This is a genomic window from Streptomyces sp. NPDC031445, from assembly GCF_055581365.1.
Window position 1 is genome coordinate 214,819 of record NZ_JBVIJO010000003.1, and the last position, 17,078, is coordinate 231,896.

Consider the following 17,078-nt stretch of genomic DNA (forward strand, 5'->3'; position numbering starts at 1 on the left):
TTCTCCCCAGTGGGTAGTGCTTAGGGAGCGCAGGTCGGACCGGGGTGTGGGCGGTCAGGTTCCGGTGCGCCGTGGTTGCGTACGGTGACTGTCCAGTCGTTGTCCGGTGGCGTCCGGGCCTGTTGGGGCGTTGCGTACGGGTAGGGCGTGACTGGCACGAGGCGGTACGACGGAGGGGCGCGCATGTCGGTGGACGGCGAGGTTCGGCGGCTGAGGACCGAGGCTGACGAGCCGGGGTGGGAGGTGGACCCGGACGACGGGTGGGGCGTGGCGGTTGTCGCCACCGTGGGGCGGCAGTTGAAGCTGCGGCGCGAGGCCGTGGGGATGCGGGCCGGTGACTTCGGGAAGTCCGTGGGCTACGGCGAGGACCTCGTCTACAAGATCGAGAGCGGCAAGCGGATTCCCCGGCCGGAGTATCTGGACAGGGCGGACGAGGTGTTGGGGGCGGGTGGGCTGCTGTCGGCGATGAAGGAGGACGTGGCCAAGGTCCGGTATCCGAAGAAGGTGCGAGACCTGGCGCAGATGGAGGCGCGAGCAGTCGAGATCGGGGTGTACGAGAACAGCAACATCGCCGGTCTGTTGCAGACCGAGGAGCACATGCGGGCGCTCTTCGGCGCGTGGCTTCCTGCCTACTCGGACCAGGAGACAGAGCGCATGGTGGCTGCCCGCATGGCTCGCCGCTCGATCTTCGAGCGGTCACCGGCGCCAACGCTCAGTTTCGTCCAGGAAGAGTCGACGCTCCGGCGGCCGGTCGGGGGCAGAATGGTGTGGCGTCGACAGCTCGAACGCTTGCTTGAGCTGGGGGAGTTGCGGAACGTCTCGATCCAGGTGATGCCGACAGACGTCGAGGAACACTTCGGCACGGGCGGGGTCATCGAGGGGCTGAAGTTCCCGGACGGTACAGCGGTGGGGCGCTCCGAGGGGGCGTTCAACGGCCGTCCCGTGACCGATCCGAAGCAGATCCGCATCCTTGACCTGCGCTATAGCATGATCCGGGCCCAGGCGCTCACGCCCCGAGAGTCGCGGGCGTTCGTCGAGCAGATGCTTGGAGAAACATGAGCGGTAACCCCACCTCCAGTGACGGTCCCACGCTGGCGTGGTTCAAGAGCAGCTACAGCAGCAGTGGCGACGGCAACTCCTGCGTCGAGGTCGCCACCACCCCCGGCACCATCAACGTCCGCGACTCCAAGTACCGGGACGCCGGTCCCCGCCTCGCCCTAACGCCGGAGGCGTGGGCGGACTTCGTGGCGTACGCGTCCGGGAGCTGACCCCGCGACCGACCTGCCCTCACCTGGTCAGGACGAGCAGACCGAGGTGAGGGTTGCCGAAGCCGACTGCGGCGCCCGCGGGGGCGGTCAGGCGGACTCGCCGCCGAAGCGGTCCTTGTAGGTGGCCAGGTCCTCGTCCGTGAGCTTGGCGAAGAGGACCGGCGGGACCGTGAACGGGGTGCCGGCCGGGACCGCGGTCAGAGCCTTCGCCTCGTCCTGGGTCACCCAGACGGCGGTGTCGTCCGGCAGGGAGAACGCCTCCCGCATGGTCTTCGCCGTCGCCGGGATGAACGGCTCGGAGACCACCGCGTACAGGTGGATCAGGTTCATCGCCGTGCGCAGGGTGAGGGCCGCGCCCTCCTTGTCGGTCTTGATCTCCAGCCAGGGGGCCTTCTCCTCCAGGTAGGAGTTGCCGGCCGACCACAGGGCGCGCAGCGCCGCCGCGGCCTTGCGGAACTGGAGGGCCTCCATGTGCTCCTCGTACTCGGCGAGGAGGCGGGCGATCTCCTCGCCCAGCTTCCGCTCCGCCTCGCCGGGCTCCCCGCCCGCGGGGACCTCCTCGCCGAAGCGCTTCCTGGAGAAGGACAGCACGCGGTTGACGAAGTTGCCGAGGGTGTCGGCCAAGTCCTTGTTCACCGTGGCGGTGAAGTGCTCCCAGGTGAATGACGAGTCGTCCGACTCGGGGGCGTTGGCGATCAGGAAGTAGCGCCAGTAGTCGGCGGGCAGGATGTCCAGCGCCTGGTCGGTGAAGACGCCCCGCTTCTGCGAGGTGGAGAACTTGCCGCCGTAGTACGTCAGCCAGTTGAACGCCTTGACGTAGTCGACCTTCTTCCACGGCTCGCGCACGCCCAGCTCGGTGGCCGGGAACATCACCGTGTGGAAGGGGACGTTGTCCTTCGCCATGAACTCCGTGTAGCGGACGGTGTCGTCCGCCTCGTACCACCAGGACTTCCAGTCGCGGTTTTCCGGGTCCTGGTCGGCCCACTCCTTCGTCGCACCGATGTACTCGATCGGGGCGTCGAACCAGACGTAGAAGACCTTGCCCTCGGCCGCCAGTTCCGGCCAGGTGTCCGCCGGGACGGGGACGCCCCAGTCCAGGTCACGGGTGATCGCCCGGTCGTGCAGGCCCTCGTTCAGCCACTTGCGGGCGATGGAGGAGGCGAGCTGCGGCCAGTCCGCCTCGTGCCGGGCGACCCACTGCTCGACCTCGTGCTGCAGCTTGGACTGGAGCAGGAAGAGGTGCTTGGTCTCGCGGACCTCCAGGTCCGTGGAGCCGGAGATCGCCGAGCGCGGGTTGATCAGGTCGGTCGGGTCCAGAACGCGGGTGCAGTTCTCGCACTGGTCGCCGCGGGCCTTGTCGTAGCCGCAGTGCGGGCAGGTGCCCTCGACGTAGCGGTCCGGCAGGAAGCGGCCGTCGGCGGGCGAGTAGACCTGGCGGATCGCCCGCTCTTCGATGAAGCCGTTCTCGTTCAGCTTGCGGGCGAAGTGCTGGGTGATCTCGCGGTTCTCCGCGCTGGAGCTGCGGCCGAAGTAGTCGAACGCGAGCGCGAAGCCGTCGTAGACCGCCTTCTGGGCGTCGTGCGCCTGCGCGCAGAACTCGGCCACCGGCAGGCCCTGCTCCTTGGCGGCCAGCTCGGCGGGCGTGCCGTGCTCGTCCGTCGCGCAGATGTACAGGACGTCGTGGCCGCGCTGGCGGAGGTACCGGGAGTACACGTCCGCCGGGAGCATGGACCCCACCATGTTGCCCAGGTGCTTGATCCCGTTGATGTACGGAAGGGCGCTGGTGATGAGGTGTCGAGCCATCGCGGGCTGCTCCCAGGTCGCTACGTGTACGAACCTTGAAATCGTAGCTGACGTGTGTATGCCGCCCGCTTCCCGTTTTACGGGCTGAGAAGCGGGCGGCAGGGGATCACGGGCGCCAGGTGGCCAGTACGCCCTCGTACAGCTCCGTGTCGGTGAGCTCGCGCGGGGTCGGGCCCGCGTGGAAGAAGGACGTGTTGCCGGTCTTCAGCTTGCGGAGGTAGTCGAAGGCCTTGTTGTCGTGGTCACCGAAGGCGACGAAGGAGAAGAAGAGGGTGGGGTGCCGGGTGGCGGTCTCGGTGAGGGACTGGGTGGCGGGGGTCTTCGCGTCCGGGGCGCCGTCGGTCTGGAACACGACCAGGGCGGGGGTGCCGGGGGCGGCGTTCTTCTCGTAGTGCGCCACGACCGCCTCTACGGCGGCGTGGTAGCTGGTGCGGCCCATGCGGCCGAGGCCCGCGTGCACGTCGTCGATCTTCGTCTCGTGGTCCGGGGCGAGGGTGAGGTCGGTGGTGCCGTCGACCTCCGTGGAGAAGAAGACGACGTGGACCGTGGCCTCGGGGTCGAGGTGGGCCGCGAGGGCGAGGGTCTGGTCGGCGAGGGCCTGGGCGGAGCCGTCCTTGTAGTACGGCCGCATGCTCGCGGAGCGGTCGAGGACGAGGTAGACCTTGGCGCGGGCGCCGGTGAGGTCGGTCTTCTCGAGGGTGGTCGTGGCGGCCTTGTAGGCGGTGGCGAGGGAGGGCGTGCGGGACTTGATCTCGGCGAGAGTGTTGGCGGGCTGGGCCTGGTCACCCGTCTCGGGTTCGCGGGGTGCCTGCGGGGCCGCGTCCGTCTCGGGTTCGCGGGTTGCCTGCGGGGCCGCGTCCGTCTCGGGTTCGCGGGTTGCCTGCGGTGCCGGTGCCGGGTCCGTTTCGGCTTCGCTGGTTGCCTGCGGGGCCGCGTCCGCTTCGGCTTCGCCGGTTGCCTGCGGTGCGGGGTCCGTGTTCGCCTCGGCTTCGCCTTCGGCGTCCGTGTTCCCACCCGCACCACCCGTGCGGCTTTCGTCGTCGGCCGCGGGTGGCCCCTGTGGGGCGTCCTCGCCGTCGGCGGCCTGCGGGGCGGTGGTCGCCTCTGCGGTCACGGCGGCTTCGTCGGCCTCCGCTTCCACGTCCGCCTCTGCCTGAGCCGCAACCTCCGCTTCCGCCTCTGGCGCGGTCTCCGGCGGAGCCGTCGGCGCGGGCTTCTCCTCCGCCTCGTCCGTGACCTCGGCCGTGGTCTCGGCCGGAGGCTCCTGCTCGGGCCCGGCCTCGGTCTCGTCCTGCGCCTCGGCGGTGGCCGCCGCCGGCGGCTCCTGCTCAGCCTTCTTCTCGGCCTCGTCCTGCGCCTCGGCGGTGGCTGCGGCCGGAGGCTCCTGCTCGGGCCCGGCCTCGGTCTCGTCCTGCGCCTCGGCGGTGGCCGCCGCCGGCGGCTCCTGCTCAGCCTTCTTCTCGGTCTCGGCCTTCTCGTCCTCGGCCTCGGCCTTCACGTTCTCGACCACGACCTGGACCTCGTCCTGGGTCTCGGCCTCGTCCTCGGCCTTCCCGTCCTCTGCCGTGGCCGTGGCTGCGGCCGGCGGCTTCTCCTCGGGCGCGGGCTCGGGGCGGGGGGTGGGGGGTGCTTCGGCCTTCTCCTCCTCGGTGCTGGAGGGGGTCGGCGTCGGCTGGGGCGGGGTGGTTTTCACCTTGTCGAAGGCCGCTGCCACCAGCTCGTGCTCTTCGGCCGCCGCCGCCAGTTCCTGTTCCCCGGTGGGGGCGCGGCGGGGTTCCGGGACCGAGGGGGAGTGCGCGGTGGTCTCGGGCGCACCCTCCGGCTCGGTGGCTCGTGCTTTGCGTGAGCGGCCGAATGCGTTCCGCAGGAGAGTGAGAATGCCCATGTGCGCAACCCTTCGTGAGGTGGAGCCGTCAATCCCTGGCCAGGACGGACACGTAAGGTTAGCGGCCCCGGATTGCGGGAGCGGTCAGCGCGGGGAGGCGATCGAGCGGGCCGCGGCGACCTCCTGGCGCAGGGGTTCCAGGACGCTGCCCGCCGGGCCGGTCAGGTCGGTGCGGACGGCGATGAGGGTCTCCGCGTTCCGTACGCCCTCCGACAGTTCCCGCAGTTGCAGGGTGACCTGGGTGATCTCGGCCGTGGAGGGCGCCGCCGCCCCGTGGCGGACGCGGACGCGGGCGGCCGTCGTGGCGTCCACGATCCGTTCCACGGCGACGACGAGCGGCCACCACGCGGCGGCGCGCCTGCCGGTGGGCGGTGGTTCGGTCAGGGCCCGCTGGAACTCGGTGCGGATGACGGACAGGTCGCGGTAGAGGCGGCGGCGCATGCGGGCCCGGGCGGGCGGGTCGGCGTGCGGGCCGAAGGCGGCCTCGACGTACGCCGCCGTGTCGGCCACCGCGTCGGCGAGGCGGTCGCCGACCCGGGTGTGCCAGCTCTCGGGCCACAGGAGGTAACCGGCGGTCAGGGCGACGGCGCAGCCCAGGAGGGAGTCGGCCAGCCGGGGCAGCAGGAGGGCCGTGCCCTGGTGGTTGAGGACGTCGGACAGGATGAGGATCACCGGGGTGATGGCGGCCGTCTGGTAGCCGTAGCCCCGGGGGGTGAGGGCTGGGATGAGGGGGGCGAGGAGGAAGAGGACGGGGACGTCCCACCAGCCGAGCGGGACCTCGGCCAGTACCACCGCCGCGATCAGCAGACCGGCCACCGTGCCGAGCGCGCGCAGCAGCGCGCGGGAGAAGACCGAGCCGAAGTCGGGCTTGAGGACGAAGGTGATGGTCAGGGCGACCCAGTAGGAGCGCGGGACGGGGATCAGGGAGACCAGGGCCTGCGCGATGCCGATGCAGACGGCGAGCCGTACGCCGTAGCGCCAGGAGTTGGCGGACAGGACGACGTTGCGGGCCGCGCGGGCGGTGCGGATGCCGAGGGCGGCCGGCCGGCCCAGGCGGTCGTCGATGCCCCGGGGGTCGACGTCGGGGGCGGCGACGACCTCGGCGGTGTGGCGCAGGGCGTGGTCCACCGCGCGGGCCGTCTCCGTGGTGGGGACGGGCAGGTGCAGGGGCGGGAGGGTGTTCGAGCCGGTGGCGACGGCGTCGGCCAGGTGATGGAAGGCCTCCGGGACCTGCGGGGGGAGCGGGCGGGCCGCCAGGTGGGCCGCGGGGGCCGCCTCCATCACGGGGGTGATCGCGTTCAGCTGGGCGAGGAGCCGGGTCAGGTCCGGGCTGCGGCCGTGGTGGCGGGCGCGCCGGGCCAGGATCAGGTCGTACGACTGGTTCAGCGAGTGGGTGACGGTGCGGCGGGCCTCCTCGTACTCCTCGGTGCGGTCGGTGCCGGCGGTGGCGAGGAGGGTGGCGACCGTGCGGTAGGTGGCGGCGACAGCGGCCCGTTCGGGCACGCCCGCGCGCAGCGGCCAGGCCAGCAGTCCGAGAAGGAGGACGAGGAGGCCGCCGCCGGTGAGCAGGGCCGGGGCGAGCCACCAGGGGGAGGGCAGCGGGAGACCCGCGCCCACCACGCAGTTGAGCAGCAGGAGCAGGCCGGAGACCGAGGCGACCGCGCCGATCGTGGAGATCATGCCGGAGACCAGGGCGACGCCGGTGACCGCGGCCACCGCATACCAGCCGTGCCCGTACACCAGGGTGCCCAGGGCCACGCCGACCGCGCCGAAGAGCTGCGGTACGGCGATGTTGAGGACGCGCATGCGGTAGGCGTCGGCGGTGTCGCCGATGACGCCGGACAGGGCGCCCATGGAGGCGAGGGCGCCGTAGGCCGGGCGGCCGGCGGCGAGACCGAGCGCCAGCGGCAGGGCCATGGCGAGGGCGGCGCGGGCCACGGCCGCCCCGTTGACCGGGGCCTGCTGGGGTATGAGGTTCCGGACCAGCCAGTCGGGAGGGGTGAGGCCGATGGGGAACTCTCGTGACATGCGCCCATTATCGCCGCGTTGATCCATCCGGGCCGGGCCCGTCCGTGCGGGGTCCGGTCCTGTCAGCGCACCGTCCGGTCCCGTCGGTGCAGGGTGAGGTCCACGACGAGGGCGCGGTGGCCGGTGCCGGACACGCGCGGGAAGCGGGCGCCGGTCGCGGTGAAGTCCCGGGACACCGGCACGTGGTCGAGCCGGGCGCCGAGGACGGAGGCGGTGCGGGACGGCCGGCTGGGGGTGCGGTCGTGGCCGGCGAGGCGGGCCGCGTCGGTGAGGCCGGTGTCGAGGACGCGCCGGAAGGCCGCGTGGTCCTGGGAGGCGTCGAAGTCCCCGGCGAGGATCACGGGACCGTCGTCGTGGGCGGCGGCGAAGGCGCGGAGCGCCACGAGGTCGCGGCGCCACGGGCCCACCCGGTCCGGCAGCGGGGGCACGGTGTGGACGAGCTGGAGGCGTACGCCGTGGCCGCGCACGTCGGCCACGGCGCCGGGCATGCCCGGCCTGCCGCGGACGCCCTCGGCGGGCCGGAGCGGGAAGCGGCTCAGGACGAGGGAGCCCTTGGAGCCGGAGCCGTCCTCCCCGGCGGCCCGGCGGTGCGGGTGGACGCTCGCGAAGTCCCCATCCAGGGCGGCCCGGCAGCCGGAGGCGCACTCCTGGACGAAGACGACGTCCGGCCGCCGGTCGCGCAGGACCGGGACCGGGGCGGGGGTGCCGCGGCCGGACCCGGCGTTCGCGGTCAGCACGCGGAGCCGGGCGAGCGGCGGCCCGTCGGGCTCGGCGGTCCTGCCGTACGACTCCACGTACCAGGCGAGCAGGCCGAGGACGCCGACTCCCCGGACCAGGCCCGGCCACCAGCGGGCGAGCAGCGCGCACGGCAGCGCGAAGCCGGCCGGTGCGAATAGCCAGGGCAGGAAGGCGAGCAGCTGGGGTGCGGGGGTGATGCCGTCGGTGTCGGCGGCCCGGCAGCCGACGACCACGCTCACCCCGGCGGGCAGCAGGCCCGCGTCCGGAGCGCTGGGTCACCCGGGCGCGCCTGCGTTTCCGCCGTCCAGCCGCGCCAGGAACCGCGCCAGCGCGCGGTTGAACTCCTCGGGGCGCTCCAGGTTGGGCAGGTGGGCGGCGCCCTCGACGACGTGCAGGACGGAGTCCGGGAGGGACGCGTGCATCGCCTCGGCGCCGGCGACCGGGGTGTAGGTGTCGTCGGCGCCGACCAGGACCAGGGCGGGCACCGGCAGCGCCGCCAGCAGGGCGCGGTAGTCGGGGCGTTCGGCCCGGCCGCGCAGCGCCGCAGCGGCGCCCTGCGGGGAGGTGGCGGTCATCATGCGGTGCACGTGCGCCTTGACCTCGGGGTCGGCGGCGGGGGCCACCATCTTCTCCAGCACCTCGTCGGCGTAGCCGCGCATGCCCTCGGCGAGCAGCCGGGCGGCCATGGCCTGGCGGTCCCGCCGGCCCTCGGGGGTCTCGGCCTCGGGGGAGGTGTCGGCGAGGACCAGGCCCCGGATCCGGTCCCCGTAGCGGGCGGCGCACTCCATGGCGATCTGGCCGCCCATGGACAGGCCGGCGAGGACGAAGGCGTCCACGCCCAGGTGGTCCAGGAGGTCCGCGATGTCCTGGGCGTGGCGGGCGAGCGGTACCGCGCCGGGGGTCACGGGGGAGGCGCCGTAGCCGCGCAGGTCGGGGGCGATCACCCGGCGGGTCGCGGCGAACTCGGTGAGCTGCGGCTGCCACATCGTGCGGTCGAAGGGGTGGCCGTGGACGAGGACGAGGGGGACCCGGGAGGGGATTTCGGGGCCTTTGTCCTCGAATGCGAGGAAGGAGGGCATGGCGACGACCCTAGGAGACGGCCGCTGCTCGGTGCAATAAAATCTTTGCCCTCGGTGCAATCCAACCGGTCCGGGAACAGGGGGAGTTGTGGACGACTACCGGCGCATCGCCGACAGGATCGCCGCCGACATCACCGGCGGGCGGCTGCGGCCCGGCCAACGGCTGCCGCCGCAGCGGGTGTTCGCGCGCCGACGGGGCATCGCGCCGTCGACGGCCGGCCGGGTCTACGCCGAACTCGTGCGCCGGGGACTGGTGGTGGGCGAGGTCGGACGCGGCACGTTCGTGCGGGCGACCGCGCCGGACGGCCAGCCGGGGATCGCCCTGACCGAGGCGGCCGGCGCCCCGCTGGTCAACCTCGAGCTGAACTACCCCTCCGTGCCCGGCCAGGCCGAACTGCTGGCCCCGGCCCTGGCGCCGCTGCTGCGGCCGGACGCGCTCGGGCAGGCGCTGCGGCCGGCCCCGGCGGCGGGCACCCCGGCGGCCCGGGAGGCGGTCGCCGCCCTGCTCGCCCGGAGCGGGCTGCGGGCCGGGCCGGAGCGAATCCTGTTCACCGGCAACGCCCGCCAGGCCATCGCCGCCACCCTCGCCGCGCTGGTCCGGCCCGGCGGCCGGGTCGGGGTCGAACCGCTGACGTACCCGCTGGTCAAGGAGATCGCGGCGCGCCTCGGGCTGGTGCTGGTCCCGCTCGCCGCCGACGCGGAGGGGCCGCTGCCGGAGGCGGTGGCCGCCGCCCACCGCGCCGCGCCGCTGTCCGCGCTCTACCTCCAGCCGGCCCTGCACAACCCGACCTCCCGCACGATCGGTGCCGGGCGGCTGCGGGAGCTGGCCGACTGTGTCCACAGGCTGGGGGCACCGGTGGTGGAGGACCGGATCTGGGCCTTCCTGGACACCGGCGGCGCGCCCGCGCTGGCCGCGCTCGCTCCCGGCCTGGTGCACCTCGTCGACAGCCTGTCCAAGCGGGTCGCTCCCGGACTCACCGTCGGCTTCGCCGTCGTGCCGGAGGACCGGGTGGAGGCGGTGGCGCGGGCCGTCCGCTCCGGCGGGTGGAGCGCGGGCTCCTTCGCGCTGGAGGCGGCCGTGCGCTGGCTCGGCGACGGCACCGTGGACCGGCTGGTGGCCGCCAAACGGCAGGACGCGCGGCGCCGGCAGCGGCTGGTCGCCGAGCGACTCGCCGGGTTCACCGTGCGGTCCGACCCGGCCGCCTACTTCGCCTGGTGGGAGCTGCCCGCGCCCTGGCGGGCGGACACCTTCACGGCCGCGGCGCGGGCACACGGCATCGCCGTCACCCCGGGCACGGCCTTCTGCGTCGACCCGAGCCGCACACCGGACGCGGTCAGACTCGGACTGGGGTCGGTGCCGGAGGCGTACCTGGGGCGGGCGCTGGAGACGCTGGCCGGGATCGCGCGGGGCGGGGCGGCTGGGGGGTGAGGTGGGCCGGGGGCGGGGGTGGTCGCTTGGGCTCGGGGCGGGGAAGGCGGACCGGGCGGGGTCAGACTTCGGCTCGGGTCGGTGTCTTGGGGCCGGCCGGGGACGCGCGCCGGCGTCGGGGTGGGCGGAGGCGGCGGGTGAGCCAGGCGGCGAGGGCGACCGCCAGGCCGAGGCCCAGCAGCAGCCAGGCGGTCATGCGCAGGGTGCCGGTCAGGGCGTCGTAGACGGCGCCCGCCGCCGGGTGGGGCACGTCGGCGGGCAGGTCGGCCAGGGTCAGGCCGCGGCCGACGGCCACGGCGGCGGCGAGCAGGGCGCCGCCCAGGGCCGTGCCCAGGCCGGTCGCGACGACGGCCCGGCGCCGGTGGACGGCGAGCGCGATCCCGCCGGCGGCGAAGACGAGGGCCGCCAACGGCAGCCAGAAGCCGGCGACTTCGAGCACGTGGTACCCCTTCCGGAGCTTGGTCAGCCGGTCGGCCGGGAGTACGGGGACCTCGGTGTGCTCCACCGGGATGTGCGCCGCGAGCGGCACGTGATCATGGATGAGCTGGCGTTTGACCTGGGCGGTGACGGGGGCAAGGTCGACGGTGACGGCGCGCTCGTCCTCCCCGCGCAGGGCGCGCAGCACGGCGTCGTGGGTGATCCGGTTGCCGGTGTCCCAGGCCAGCCGGAAGGCGCGGGTCTGGGTGAAGGAGCGCACCGCGTCGTGCACGAACGGCCGGACCGAGCCGCGTACCGGGCGCACGTCCAGGTGCTCGTCCACCGCGCGCAGGATGCCGTCGCCGACCGTGTCCACGACGGCCTCCCGCACGGCCGGGTCGGCGGCGAGCGGTGCCATCGTCGTGACGTACCGGCCCGTGTCGGCGAGCCCGTACGCCGCCCAGGCCGCCAGCGCGCCGAACGGCACGAGGAGGCAGGAGAGGGCGATCAGTACGGCCGACAGGGCGCTCCGGAGGCGTGAGGGCACGGTTCCAGGCAAGGGCCGTCCTGGCCGGGGCGCGAGCCGGCGGAGTGCGTTCGGGTGCTCCCCGGGTGGAGGGTTCCCCCGAACGGGTGTTTCCTGGTGCTGGGGGGAAGGAAGTGGCTGATGCGGGCCACTGGGGGCACAGGGGAGCGCGTGGACCCCGGCCGCCCGGCCGGGGCCCCCGCGCCGACGGCAGAGCCGAGGCCCCGCCGAACCGGCGCCCCGCCCCGCTCCCCGGCCGACGCGACCGGCACCCGTCCCGGGCGTCCCCGGAAGTTCCGGCGGACCGAGCCGGCGCCGGCTCAGCGGACCCGGCGGCCGGAGGCGTCCTCCCGGGTGTAGTAGCGGTAGAAGAACGCGGCGAAGGTGGCCGCCGCCACCAGCAGCGAGATCAGCACCGCCCGCGGCAGGTCACCGCTCTGGCTGGCGCTCTGGGTGGGGATGAAGCTGCCGCGCTGGTTGTAGAGGAAGCCGAACGCGCAGCCGACGAACGCCGTCCACAGCAACGCGTGCACCTCCCGCCGCATCCGGGGGCCCAGTACCAGCAGGGCCGCGCACAGCACCGCGAACACCAGCGCGCTGAGGAAGCCGAGCAGCAGGTTCCCGCCGGTGACCGGGCCGCCGACGCGCTCGTTGGCCGCCACCCAGTAGCCGTAGACCAGCCCCAGCACGACCGGGACGGCCAGCCGGCCGAGCGCGTGGGTGCGCGCGTCGAAGACGTCGGGCGGGCGCCGGACCACGTCGGACGACCGCCGCTCCGCCACGGGCGTGCGGCCGGGCCGGGACATCCCGCCGGACGCGGGTGCCGCTTGAGCCATGAGAGCACTCCTTCCTCTCCTCGCCCCCGTGTCCAGCGCACACCGGGGCGCACGGCTCGGCAAGTCGGCCAGGGGGGTGACGGGTGCCCGGATGCGTGCCGTACTCCCCCGTGGTTCGCTGAGGGACATGGAGGGCCGGGCGCCGTGACGGAGATGGAGTTCGGGCGGCGGCGCCACCCGCTGCTGCGGATCCGCGGGGCGGGCGTCGCGTGGCTGCCGCCCCTGCTGCTGCTCGCCGGGGTCATCGTGCTGGACTTCGCCACCGGCGAGAAGTTCCGGATCATCAGCTGGATCGTGCTGGTCCCGGGCATCGCCGCCGCGATCTGCGGGGTGTGGACGACGGCCGCCTACGGCGTGCTGTCGGTGGTGACGTACGTCCTCGTCGACAGCGCCTGGCCCGACCAGTACCAGGCCGGGTTCGGCGACTTCCTCCTCGTCGCGCTGGGCGGCGCCCTCGCCACCCTGGCCGCGGTCGTGCGCGTGCGCGAGGAGCGGCAGGTCGGGCACATGCGGGACATCGCCGAGACCACCCGGCGCACCGTGCTGCGTCCGCTGCCGCCGTGCTGGGCGGGGCTGGAGCACGCGGGCGTGTACCTGGCCGCCGACGTCGACGCCCGGGTGGGCGGCGACTTCTACGACATCCAGCCCAGCCCGCACGGCACCCGGGTGCTCGTCGGTGACGTGCAGGGCAAGGGGCTGGGCGCGGTGGAGGCCGCGGCCGCGCTGCTCGGCACGTTCCGCGAGGCCGGGTACCACGAGAGGGATCTCAGGACCGTCGCCGCCCGCCTGGAGACCCGGATGTGGCGGCACCGCGCCCACACCGCCGCGCTGGGCCGGGACGACGGCGACCGCTTCGCCACCGCCGTCCTCATCGCCTTCCCCCGCGGCACCACGGACACGATCGACCTCACGAACTTCGGCCACGAGCCCCCGCTCGCCGTCGGCCCGCGCGGAGTCCGCGAGCTGCCCGCCGGCGACGGGCTGCCGCTCGGCCTCGGCGACCTCGGTGGCGGCCCGCCGCCCGTGCACCGGGTGCCGCTCGCCGCCGACGAGACGCTGCTGCTGGTCACCGACGGGGTGACCGAGGCCCGCGACGAGCCCGGCGAGTTCTACGACCTGGCCGGCGAGGTGTCCCGCGCGGTCCGCGCCGACCCCCGCCGCTCGGATCCCCGCCGACTGGTCCGCCGGGTCCGCGACGGCGTCCTGCGCCACAGCGGCGGCCGCCTGGAGGACGACACGACGATCTTCGCGGTCCGGCGGCTGCCGGACGACGGCGGGCGGCCCGGCGCGGGGGGTGCGGCCCGTGCGGGCGGCGTGGCCAATCCGGAGGCCCCGGCGACCGGCGACCCGGGCACCGGCCGGGTGCGGGGCGGGTGACGGCGCGCGCGGCTGACGGGGAGCCCCGGACGGGGGGCCGGGCAGTGCGCGAAGGAGGGTGTTTGCCAGGGGGACGCCTCGCTTTGCAGGCGCAGCGGTTACGGTGCTGGCTGGAGAACGGATCCACGGGGCCCCCGGTACGCGGGGGTCGCGGGGTCCACAGGGTGACTTGGGGGAGGCACGATGCCCGGAACCGTGCTGCTGCTCGCGGCCGCGCCGCTGGGCCGGGGACGCCTGGTGGACGCGGCCGGTGTCCTGCCGGTGCTGGCCGCGGTCGCCCCCGCCGTCCTGTCCGGCACGGACACCGCGAACGTCGTCGAACTCGCCGACCCGCTGGAACCGCAGGCCGTCCTCACCCGGCTGCGGGCCGCCGCGGCCTCCCCCGGCCCGCTCACCGTGTACGTCACCGGCCAGTTGCAGCTCGACCGCCGACAGCGCCGGCCCCACCTCGCGCTGGCCCGCACCACCCCGGCCACGGTCCGCTACACCGCGCTGCCCTGGCACTGGATCCGCGAGGAACTGCGCCTGCGCTCCGCCGCCGATACCGCGCTCGTCGTGGACCTGCACGCGGACGCCGAGGCCTGGCGGCACGTCACCGAACGCGGCCTCGACTCCGGCCGGAACACCGCCGTGTACGGCCGTGTCGCCCCGGCGGCGGCACGGCGGGGCCTGGCGGAGCCTGCGTACATGAAGACGGTGGCCACGCTGCTGCGCAGCGGCCACCGGCCCCCGCTGGAGGAGTTGCACCAGCAGGCGGTGGGCCGGATCGCGCGGGAGACGACGGGCGACCTGCTGCTGGCGGACGCGGGGGGCCACGCCGTACCCGTCCCAGGGGTCCCTCCCGCCTCACCGGCCTCCCCGACCGCGTTCACCGAGTTCACCGCGTTCACCGCTCCGCTCCCCGCCCCCCGCACCGAGGACCCGCACGCCGCCATCAGTGCCGCCGTGCGCGCCGGCCGGCACGCCGAGGCGGACGGGATGGCCGCCCGGTACGAGGCGGAGGCGGTGCGGGGGTACGGCGCCGCTGCCGAGCAGGCGCTGCACTGGAGCGAGGTGCGGGCCGATCTGGCGATGTTCGCGGGGGACCCGGTGCGCAGCTGCCGGGCCTGGCTGGCGGTGGCCGAGACGCGGCTGGCCGCCGGGCAGGCGGTGGACGCCCCCGCCGTGGAGGCGGCCGTGGACCGCGCCCACCACCAGTGGACCCGGATCAACGACACGGCGCGGGCCCGTGAACTCGGGCCCGCGCTCGCTGAGTTGCGGCTCAGGGTGCCGGGACGCCGGCGCGGCGCGCTGGAGAGCGTCCAGCGGGAGCTCGGCCGGCTCCAGGCCGCCCGGTGAGCCTTACTTGGTGAACGTGAAGTACTTCCAGGCGCCGTGCGTCGTGGAGTTCACGATGTCACCGGACGAGCTGTTGATGTACGACGAGCGCACCCGGAAGCGCCAGCCGACGTCCTCGGCGTGGTTGCCGGTGATGCGGACCTTGGAGACGCCGTCGGAGCCCAGCTTGAAGTACTCGGGGTCGCCCGGGTACCAGCGGCCCTGGTAGTACACCTCGAACTCGAACTTCTGCGCGCGGCCCGGGTAGTACGACATCTTCGTCGTGATCAGCGGGTCCTTGGTCTTGTGGAAGAAGTAGTACGTGTGGCCCCACGCCGACTTCGCCTTGTAGTGGCTGCTGACCGAGGTGGACACGCTGACCTTGGCGCCGACGGTGCTGGCGGCGGACGCCGGCTTGTAGCGGGAGTCGCCCGCGAACTTCGCGGTGACCTTGGTGTCCCGCTTGAGGTCCAGCGTGACCGACAGGTTGCCGTCGGAGTTGACCTTGCCGGACTTCACGCGCTTGTTCGGCTTGTCGGGGCCGAACGGGTCGGCCCAGATCTCCACCGTGCGGTTCTTGTACGTCTTGCCCAGGTGGGCGGTGAACTTGACGTCCTTGCCGTACGCGTACACCTTGCCGTTGTTGTTGATCGTCAGCGTCGGCTTGGCGCGGGAGACGTCGACGGAGTCCGAGCCGGAGGCCGCCGTGTGGGCGGCGTCGCCGGCGTAGGCCACCGTGTACTTCACCTTGCCGCCGGCCGGCGGGGTGTCGGTGAAGGAGAACGTGCCGTCGGCCTTGGTGACCGCCGCCGCGAGCGCCTTGCCCTTCGGCGACTCCAGGTCGGTGCGGGTCACGGTCAGCTTGGTGCCGGCCGGGACGGCCGTCTTGGAGGCGACCTTGCCCTTGACGGTGAGCTTCTTGGCGCGGGTGGCGGTGGCCGGCGCGTCCACGGTGACGGTGGAGACCGCCTTGGTGGGCGCGTTCAGGACGCGCAGGGAGAACACGCCCTCGCTGTTGCTGGTCACCGCGAACAGCCGGGAGCCGTCCGGGGTCCAGGCCAGGCCGCCCCGGGCCAGCAGGTCGGAGCCGCTGGTGTTGCCGGTGTTGGGGAAGTCGTAGGTGCGGACCGCCTCGCTGGTGCCGGGCTTGAAGATGTAGACGTCCGGCTCGTAGGAGCCGTCGATACCGGCCGCGACCGTGCCGTTCGGCGCGATGGCGACGGAGTTGGGGTACGCGTCCGTGACGTACTTGCCGTCCTCGTTGAGGTCGGACGTCCGGAACACCTGCTGGTAGTACGGCGCGCCGCTGGCCACCACGACGTCCTTGCCGTCGGGGGTGACCTGGAGGTCGCCGAGGTTGCTGCCCGCCTCGCGGGTGCTCGCCAGCTTGGTGGCGGTGCCGGACGCGACGTCGTACGAGGCGAGTTCGACCGGGCTCTGCCCGATCGCACCGGCGACCAGGGTGCTGGAGCCGGGCGCGGCGTCCAGCAGCGGGGCCGCGTACCAGTCGCCGTCCTGGCCGAGCGTGACCGTGTGGTCCTCGGCGGTCAGGTCGACGGAGCCGATGTTGCCCGCGGTGGCGCCGCCGTAGCCGAACCACAGCTTGCCGCCCGCGAGGGCGACGCTGAGCGGCTTGTCGCCGACCTCGTACCGGGTGGTCTCGGTGTCGGTGGCGGTGTCGATGACGGCGATGGCGTCGAGGTCCTGCACGGCCGCGTAGAGCGTGCCGGAGTCCGCGGACAGCTCAAGGCCCGCGACGCCGGACAGGTTGGTCGTGAGCTGCTTGAAGACCCTGCCGGCGTAGTCGGTGACGACGATCTTGCCGTTCAGCGGGTCGCTGATGAAGACCTGCTGGTGGACGGCGTCGACGACGATGTCACCGGTCGTCCTGACGGGCAGGATCTGGGTGGAGTCGGCGAAGGCCGGGCTGACGGCGAGGGCCGCCGAGCTGAACAGGACCGCCAGGGTGGTGGCGGCTGTGAGAGAGCGCTTGCGCACGCTGATTCGAACCCCCCGGAACGAATGAAAAAGAAAGACATGGGCGCCGCGTGGGCAGGGCGATGCGTCCGCCCCCTGTGCATGAGCCGTGTGTGCCTGGTGCGGCGAGTGTGGAAAGACTAGGTCATGCCACTGACAAAAGCCCGCCGGCCCCGGAGGCGGGCGCGCGGACATCTGGGGCGCCTGGGGACAGCCCGGACGTGCGGAGCGGGGCGGCTGCCGCACGGTGACGCGGGGACAGGGGGCGGCCCCCCTTCCGGGCCGGCTTTCCCGGGCAGGCGAGTATCCAGGCGCGCGGCCCCGGACGGCCGTGGACGTCAGTTGCTCACGGGCGTCGCCGGTCCCGGAGCACGGGGCGGCCCCCCTTCCGGACCGGT

At 73.9% G+C, this 17,078-nt stretch carries 13 protein-coding genes; 5 read left to right on the plus strand and 8 right to left on the minus strand.

The features are described 5' to 3' along the window. Window positions 1–183: 183 nt before the first annotated feature. Entirely contained in the window at window positions 184–1,059 is an 876-nt protein-coding gene (locus ACZ5DC_RS11230; RefSeq protein WP_468651622.1) for a helix-turn-helix domain-containing protein, read from the plus strand. After that, window positions 1,056–1,268, plus strand: coding sequence for a DUF397 domain-containing protein (locus ACZ5DC_RS11235; RefSeq protein ID WP_468651624.1), 213 nt, complete (start codon window positions 1,056–1,058; stop codon window positions 1,266–1,268). Before ACZ5DC_RS11230 ends, ACZ5DC_RS11235 begins: the two co-directional genes overlap by 4 nt. A gap of 87 nt (window positions 1,269–1,355) precedes the next feature. Here the strand turns inward: ACZ5DC_RS11235 and metG are convergent, their stop codons facing one another. From metG to ACZ5DC_RS11260, 5 genes are all read right to left on the minus strand, one after another. Continuing rightward, window positions 1,356–3,071, minus strand: a complete 1,716-nt coding sequence (metG, locus tag ACZ5DC_RS11240) for a methionine--tRNA ligase (RefSeq protein WP_366750037.1) — start codon at window positions 3,069–3,071, stop codon at window positions 1,356–1,358. 106 nt (window positions 3,072–3,177) lie between these two features. Then, window positions 3,178–4,956: a VWA domain-containing protein gene (locus ACZ5DC_RS11245; protein WP_468651626.1), complete on the minus strand. Its 1,779-nt coding sequence runs from the start codon at window positions 4,954–4,956 to the stop codon at window positions 3,178–3,180. Window positions 4,957–5,040: 84 nt separating this feature from the next. Next, complete coding sequence (locus tag ACZ5DC_RS11250; protein WP_468651628.1) at window positions 5,041–6,984, minus strand: FUSC family protein; 1,944 nt, start codon at window positions 6,982–6,984, stop codon at window positions 5,041–5,043. Window positions 6,985–7,046: 62 nt separating this feature from the next. Beyond that, window positions 7,047–7,976 carry an endonuclease/exonuclease/phosphatase family protein gene (locus ACZ5DC_RS11255; RefSeq protein ID WP_468652063.1) on the minus strand — a complete coding sequence of 310 codons (930 nt, stop codon included), beginning with the start codon at window positions 7,974–7,976 and terminating at the stop codon, window positions 7,047–7,049. Between the two features lie 21 nt (window positions 7,977–7,997). Beyond that, complete coding sequence (locus ACZ5DC_RS11260) at window positions 7,998–8,801, minus strand: alpha/beta fold hydrolase (protein ID WP_468651630.1); 804 nt, start codon at window positions 8,799–8,801, stop codon at window positions 7,998–8,000. Between the two features lie 88 nt (window positions 8,802–8,889). Here ACZ5DC_RS11260 and ACZ5DC_RS11265 point away from each other — a divergent pair, with 88 nt between their 5' ends. Continuing rightward, the gene (locus ACZ5DC_RS11265; RefSeq protein ID WP_468651632.1) at window positions 8,890–10,230 is read left to right on the plus strand and encodes an aminotransferase-like domain-containing protein; all 1,341 of its coding nucleotides are present in this window, start codon (window positions 8,890–8,892) and stop codon (window positions 10,228–10,230) included. Window positions 10,231–10,291: 61 nt separating this feature from the next. On the opposite strand, the gene ACZ5DC_RS11270 is transcribed toward ACZ5DC_RS11265, so the two are convergent. Both ACZ5DC_RS11270 and ACZ5DC_RS11275 read right to left on the minus strand, forming a co-directional pair. Continuing rightward, complete coding sequence (locus ACZ5DC_RS11270; RefSeq protein ID WP_468651634.1) at window positions 10,292–11,194, minus strand: hypothetical protein; 903 nt, start codon at window positions 11,192–11,194, stop codon at window positions 10,292–10,294. Window positions 11,195–11,493: 299 nt separating this feature from the next. After that, entirely contained in the window at window positions 11,494–12,009 is a 516-nt protein-coding gene (locus ACZ5DC_RS11275; RefSeq protein ID WP_468651636.1) for a hypothetical protein, read from the minus strand. 153 nt (window positions 12,010–12,162) lie between these two features. On the opposite strand from ACZ5DC_RS11275, the gene ACZ5DC_RS11280 reads away from it, so the two are divergent. Beyond that, the gene (locus ACZ5DC_RS11280; protein WP_468652065.1) at window positions 12,163–13,386 is read left to right on the plus strand and encodes a PP2C family protein-serine/threonine phosphatase; all 1,224 of its coding nucleotides are present in this window, start codon (window positions 12,163–12,165) and stop codon (window positions 13,384–13,386) included. Between the two features lie 183 nt (window positions 13,387–13,569). Continuing rightward, a complete protein-coding gene (locus ACZ5DC_RS11285; protein ID WP_468651638.1) occupies window positions 13,570–14,724 on the plus strand; it encodes a hypothetical protein in 1,155 nt (384 codons plus the stop codon). A 3-nt stretch (window positions 14,725–14,727) separates the two neighbouring features. Here the strand turns inward: ACZ5DC_RS11285 and ACZ5DC_RS11290 are convergent, their stop codons facing one another. Further along, complete coding sequence (locus ACZ5DC_RS11290) at window positions 14,728–16,701, minus strand: Ig-like domain repeat protein (protein ID WP_468651640.1); 1,974 nt, start codon at window positions 16,699–16,701, stop codon at window positions 14,728–14,730. Between the last annotated feature and the right edge of the window lie 377 nt (window positions 16,702–17,078).

Excerpts from the sequence above, each read along its gene's own strand:
- metG (WP_366750037.1), bottom strand. The coding sequence starts at position 3,071 with ATGGCTCGACACCTCATCACCAGCGCCCTTCCGTACATCAACGGGATC.
- ACZ5DC_RS11235 (WP_468651624.1), top strand. The coding sequence starts at position 1,056 with ATGAGCGGTAACCCCACCTCCAGTGACGGTCCCACGCTGGCGTGGTTC.
- ACZ5DC_RS11275 (WP_468651636.1), bottom strand. The coding sequence starts at position 12,009 with ATGGCTCAAGCGGCACCCGCGTCCGGCGGGATGTCCCGGCCCGGCCGC.
- ACZ5DC_RS11260 (WP_468651630.1), bottom strand. The coding sequence starts at position 8,801 with ATGCCCTCCTTCCTCGCATTCGAGGACAAAGGCCCCGAAATCCCCTCC.
- ACZ5DC_RS11285 (WP_468651638.1), top strand. The coding sequence starts at position 13,570 with ATGCCCGGAACCGTGCTGCTGCTCGCGGCCGCGCCGCTGGGCCGGGGA.
- ACZ5DC_RS11230 (WP_468651622.1), top strand. The coding sequence starts at position 184 with ATGTCGGTGGACGGCGAGGTTCGGCGGCTGAGGACCGAGGCTGACGAG.
- ACZ5DC_RS11245 (WP_468651626.1), bottom strand. The coding sequence starts at position 4,956 with ATGGGCATTCTCACTCTCCTGCGGAACGCATTCGGCCGCTCACGCAAA.
- ACZ5DC_RS11250 (WP_468651628.1), bottom strand. The coding sequence starts at position 6,984 with ATGTCACGAGAGTTCCCCATCGGCCTCACCCCTCCCGACTGGCTGGTC.
- ACZ5DC_RS11280 (WP_468652065.1), top strand. The coding sequence starts at position 12,163 with ATGGAGTTCGGGCGGCGGCGCCACCCGCTGCTGCGGATCCGCGGGGCG.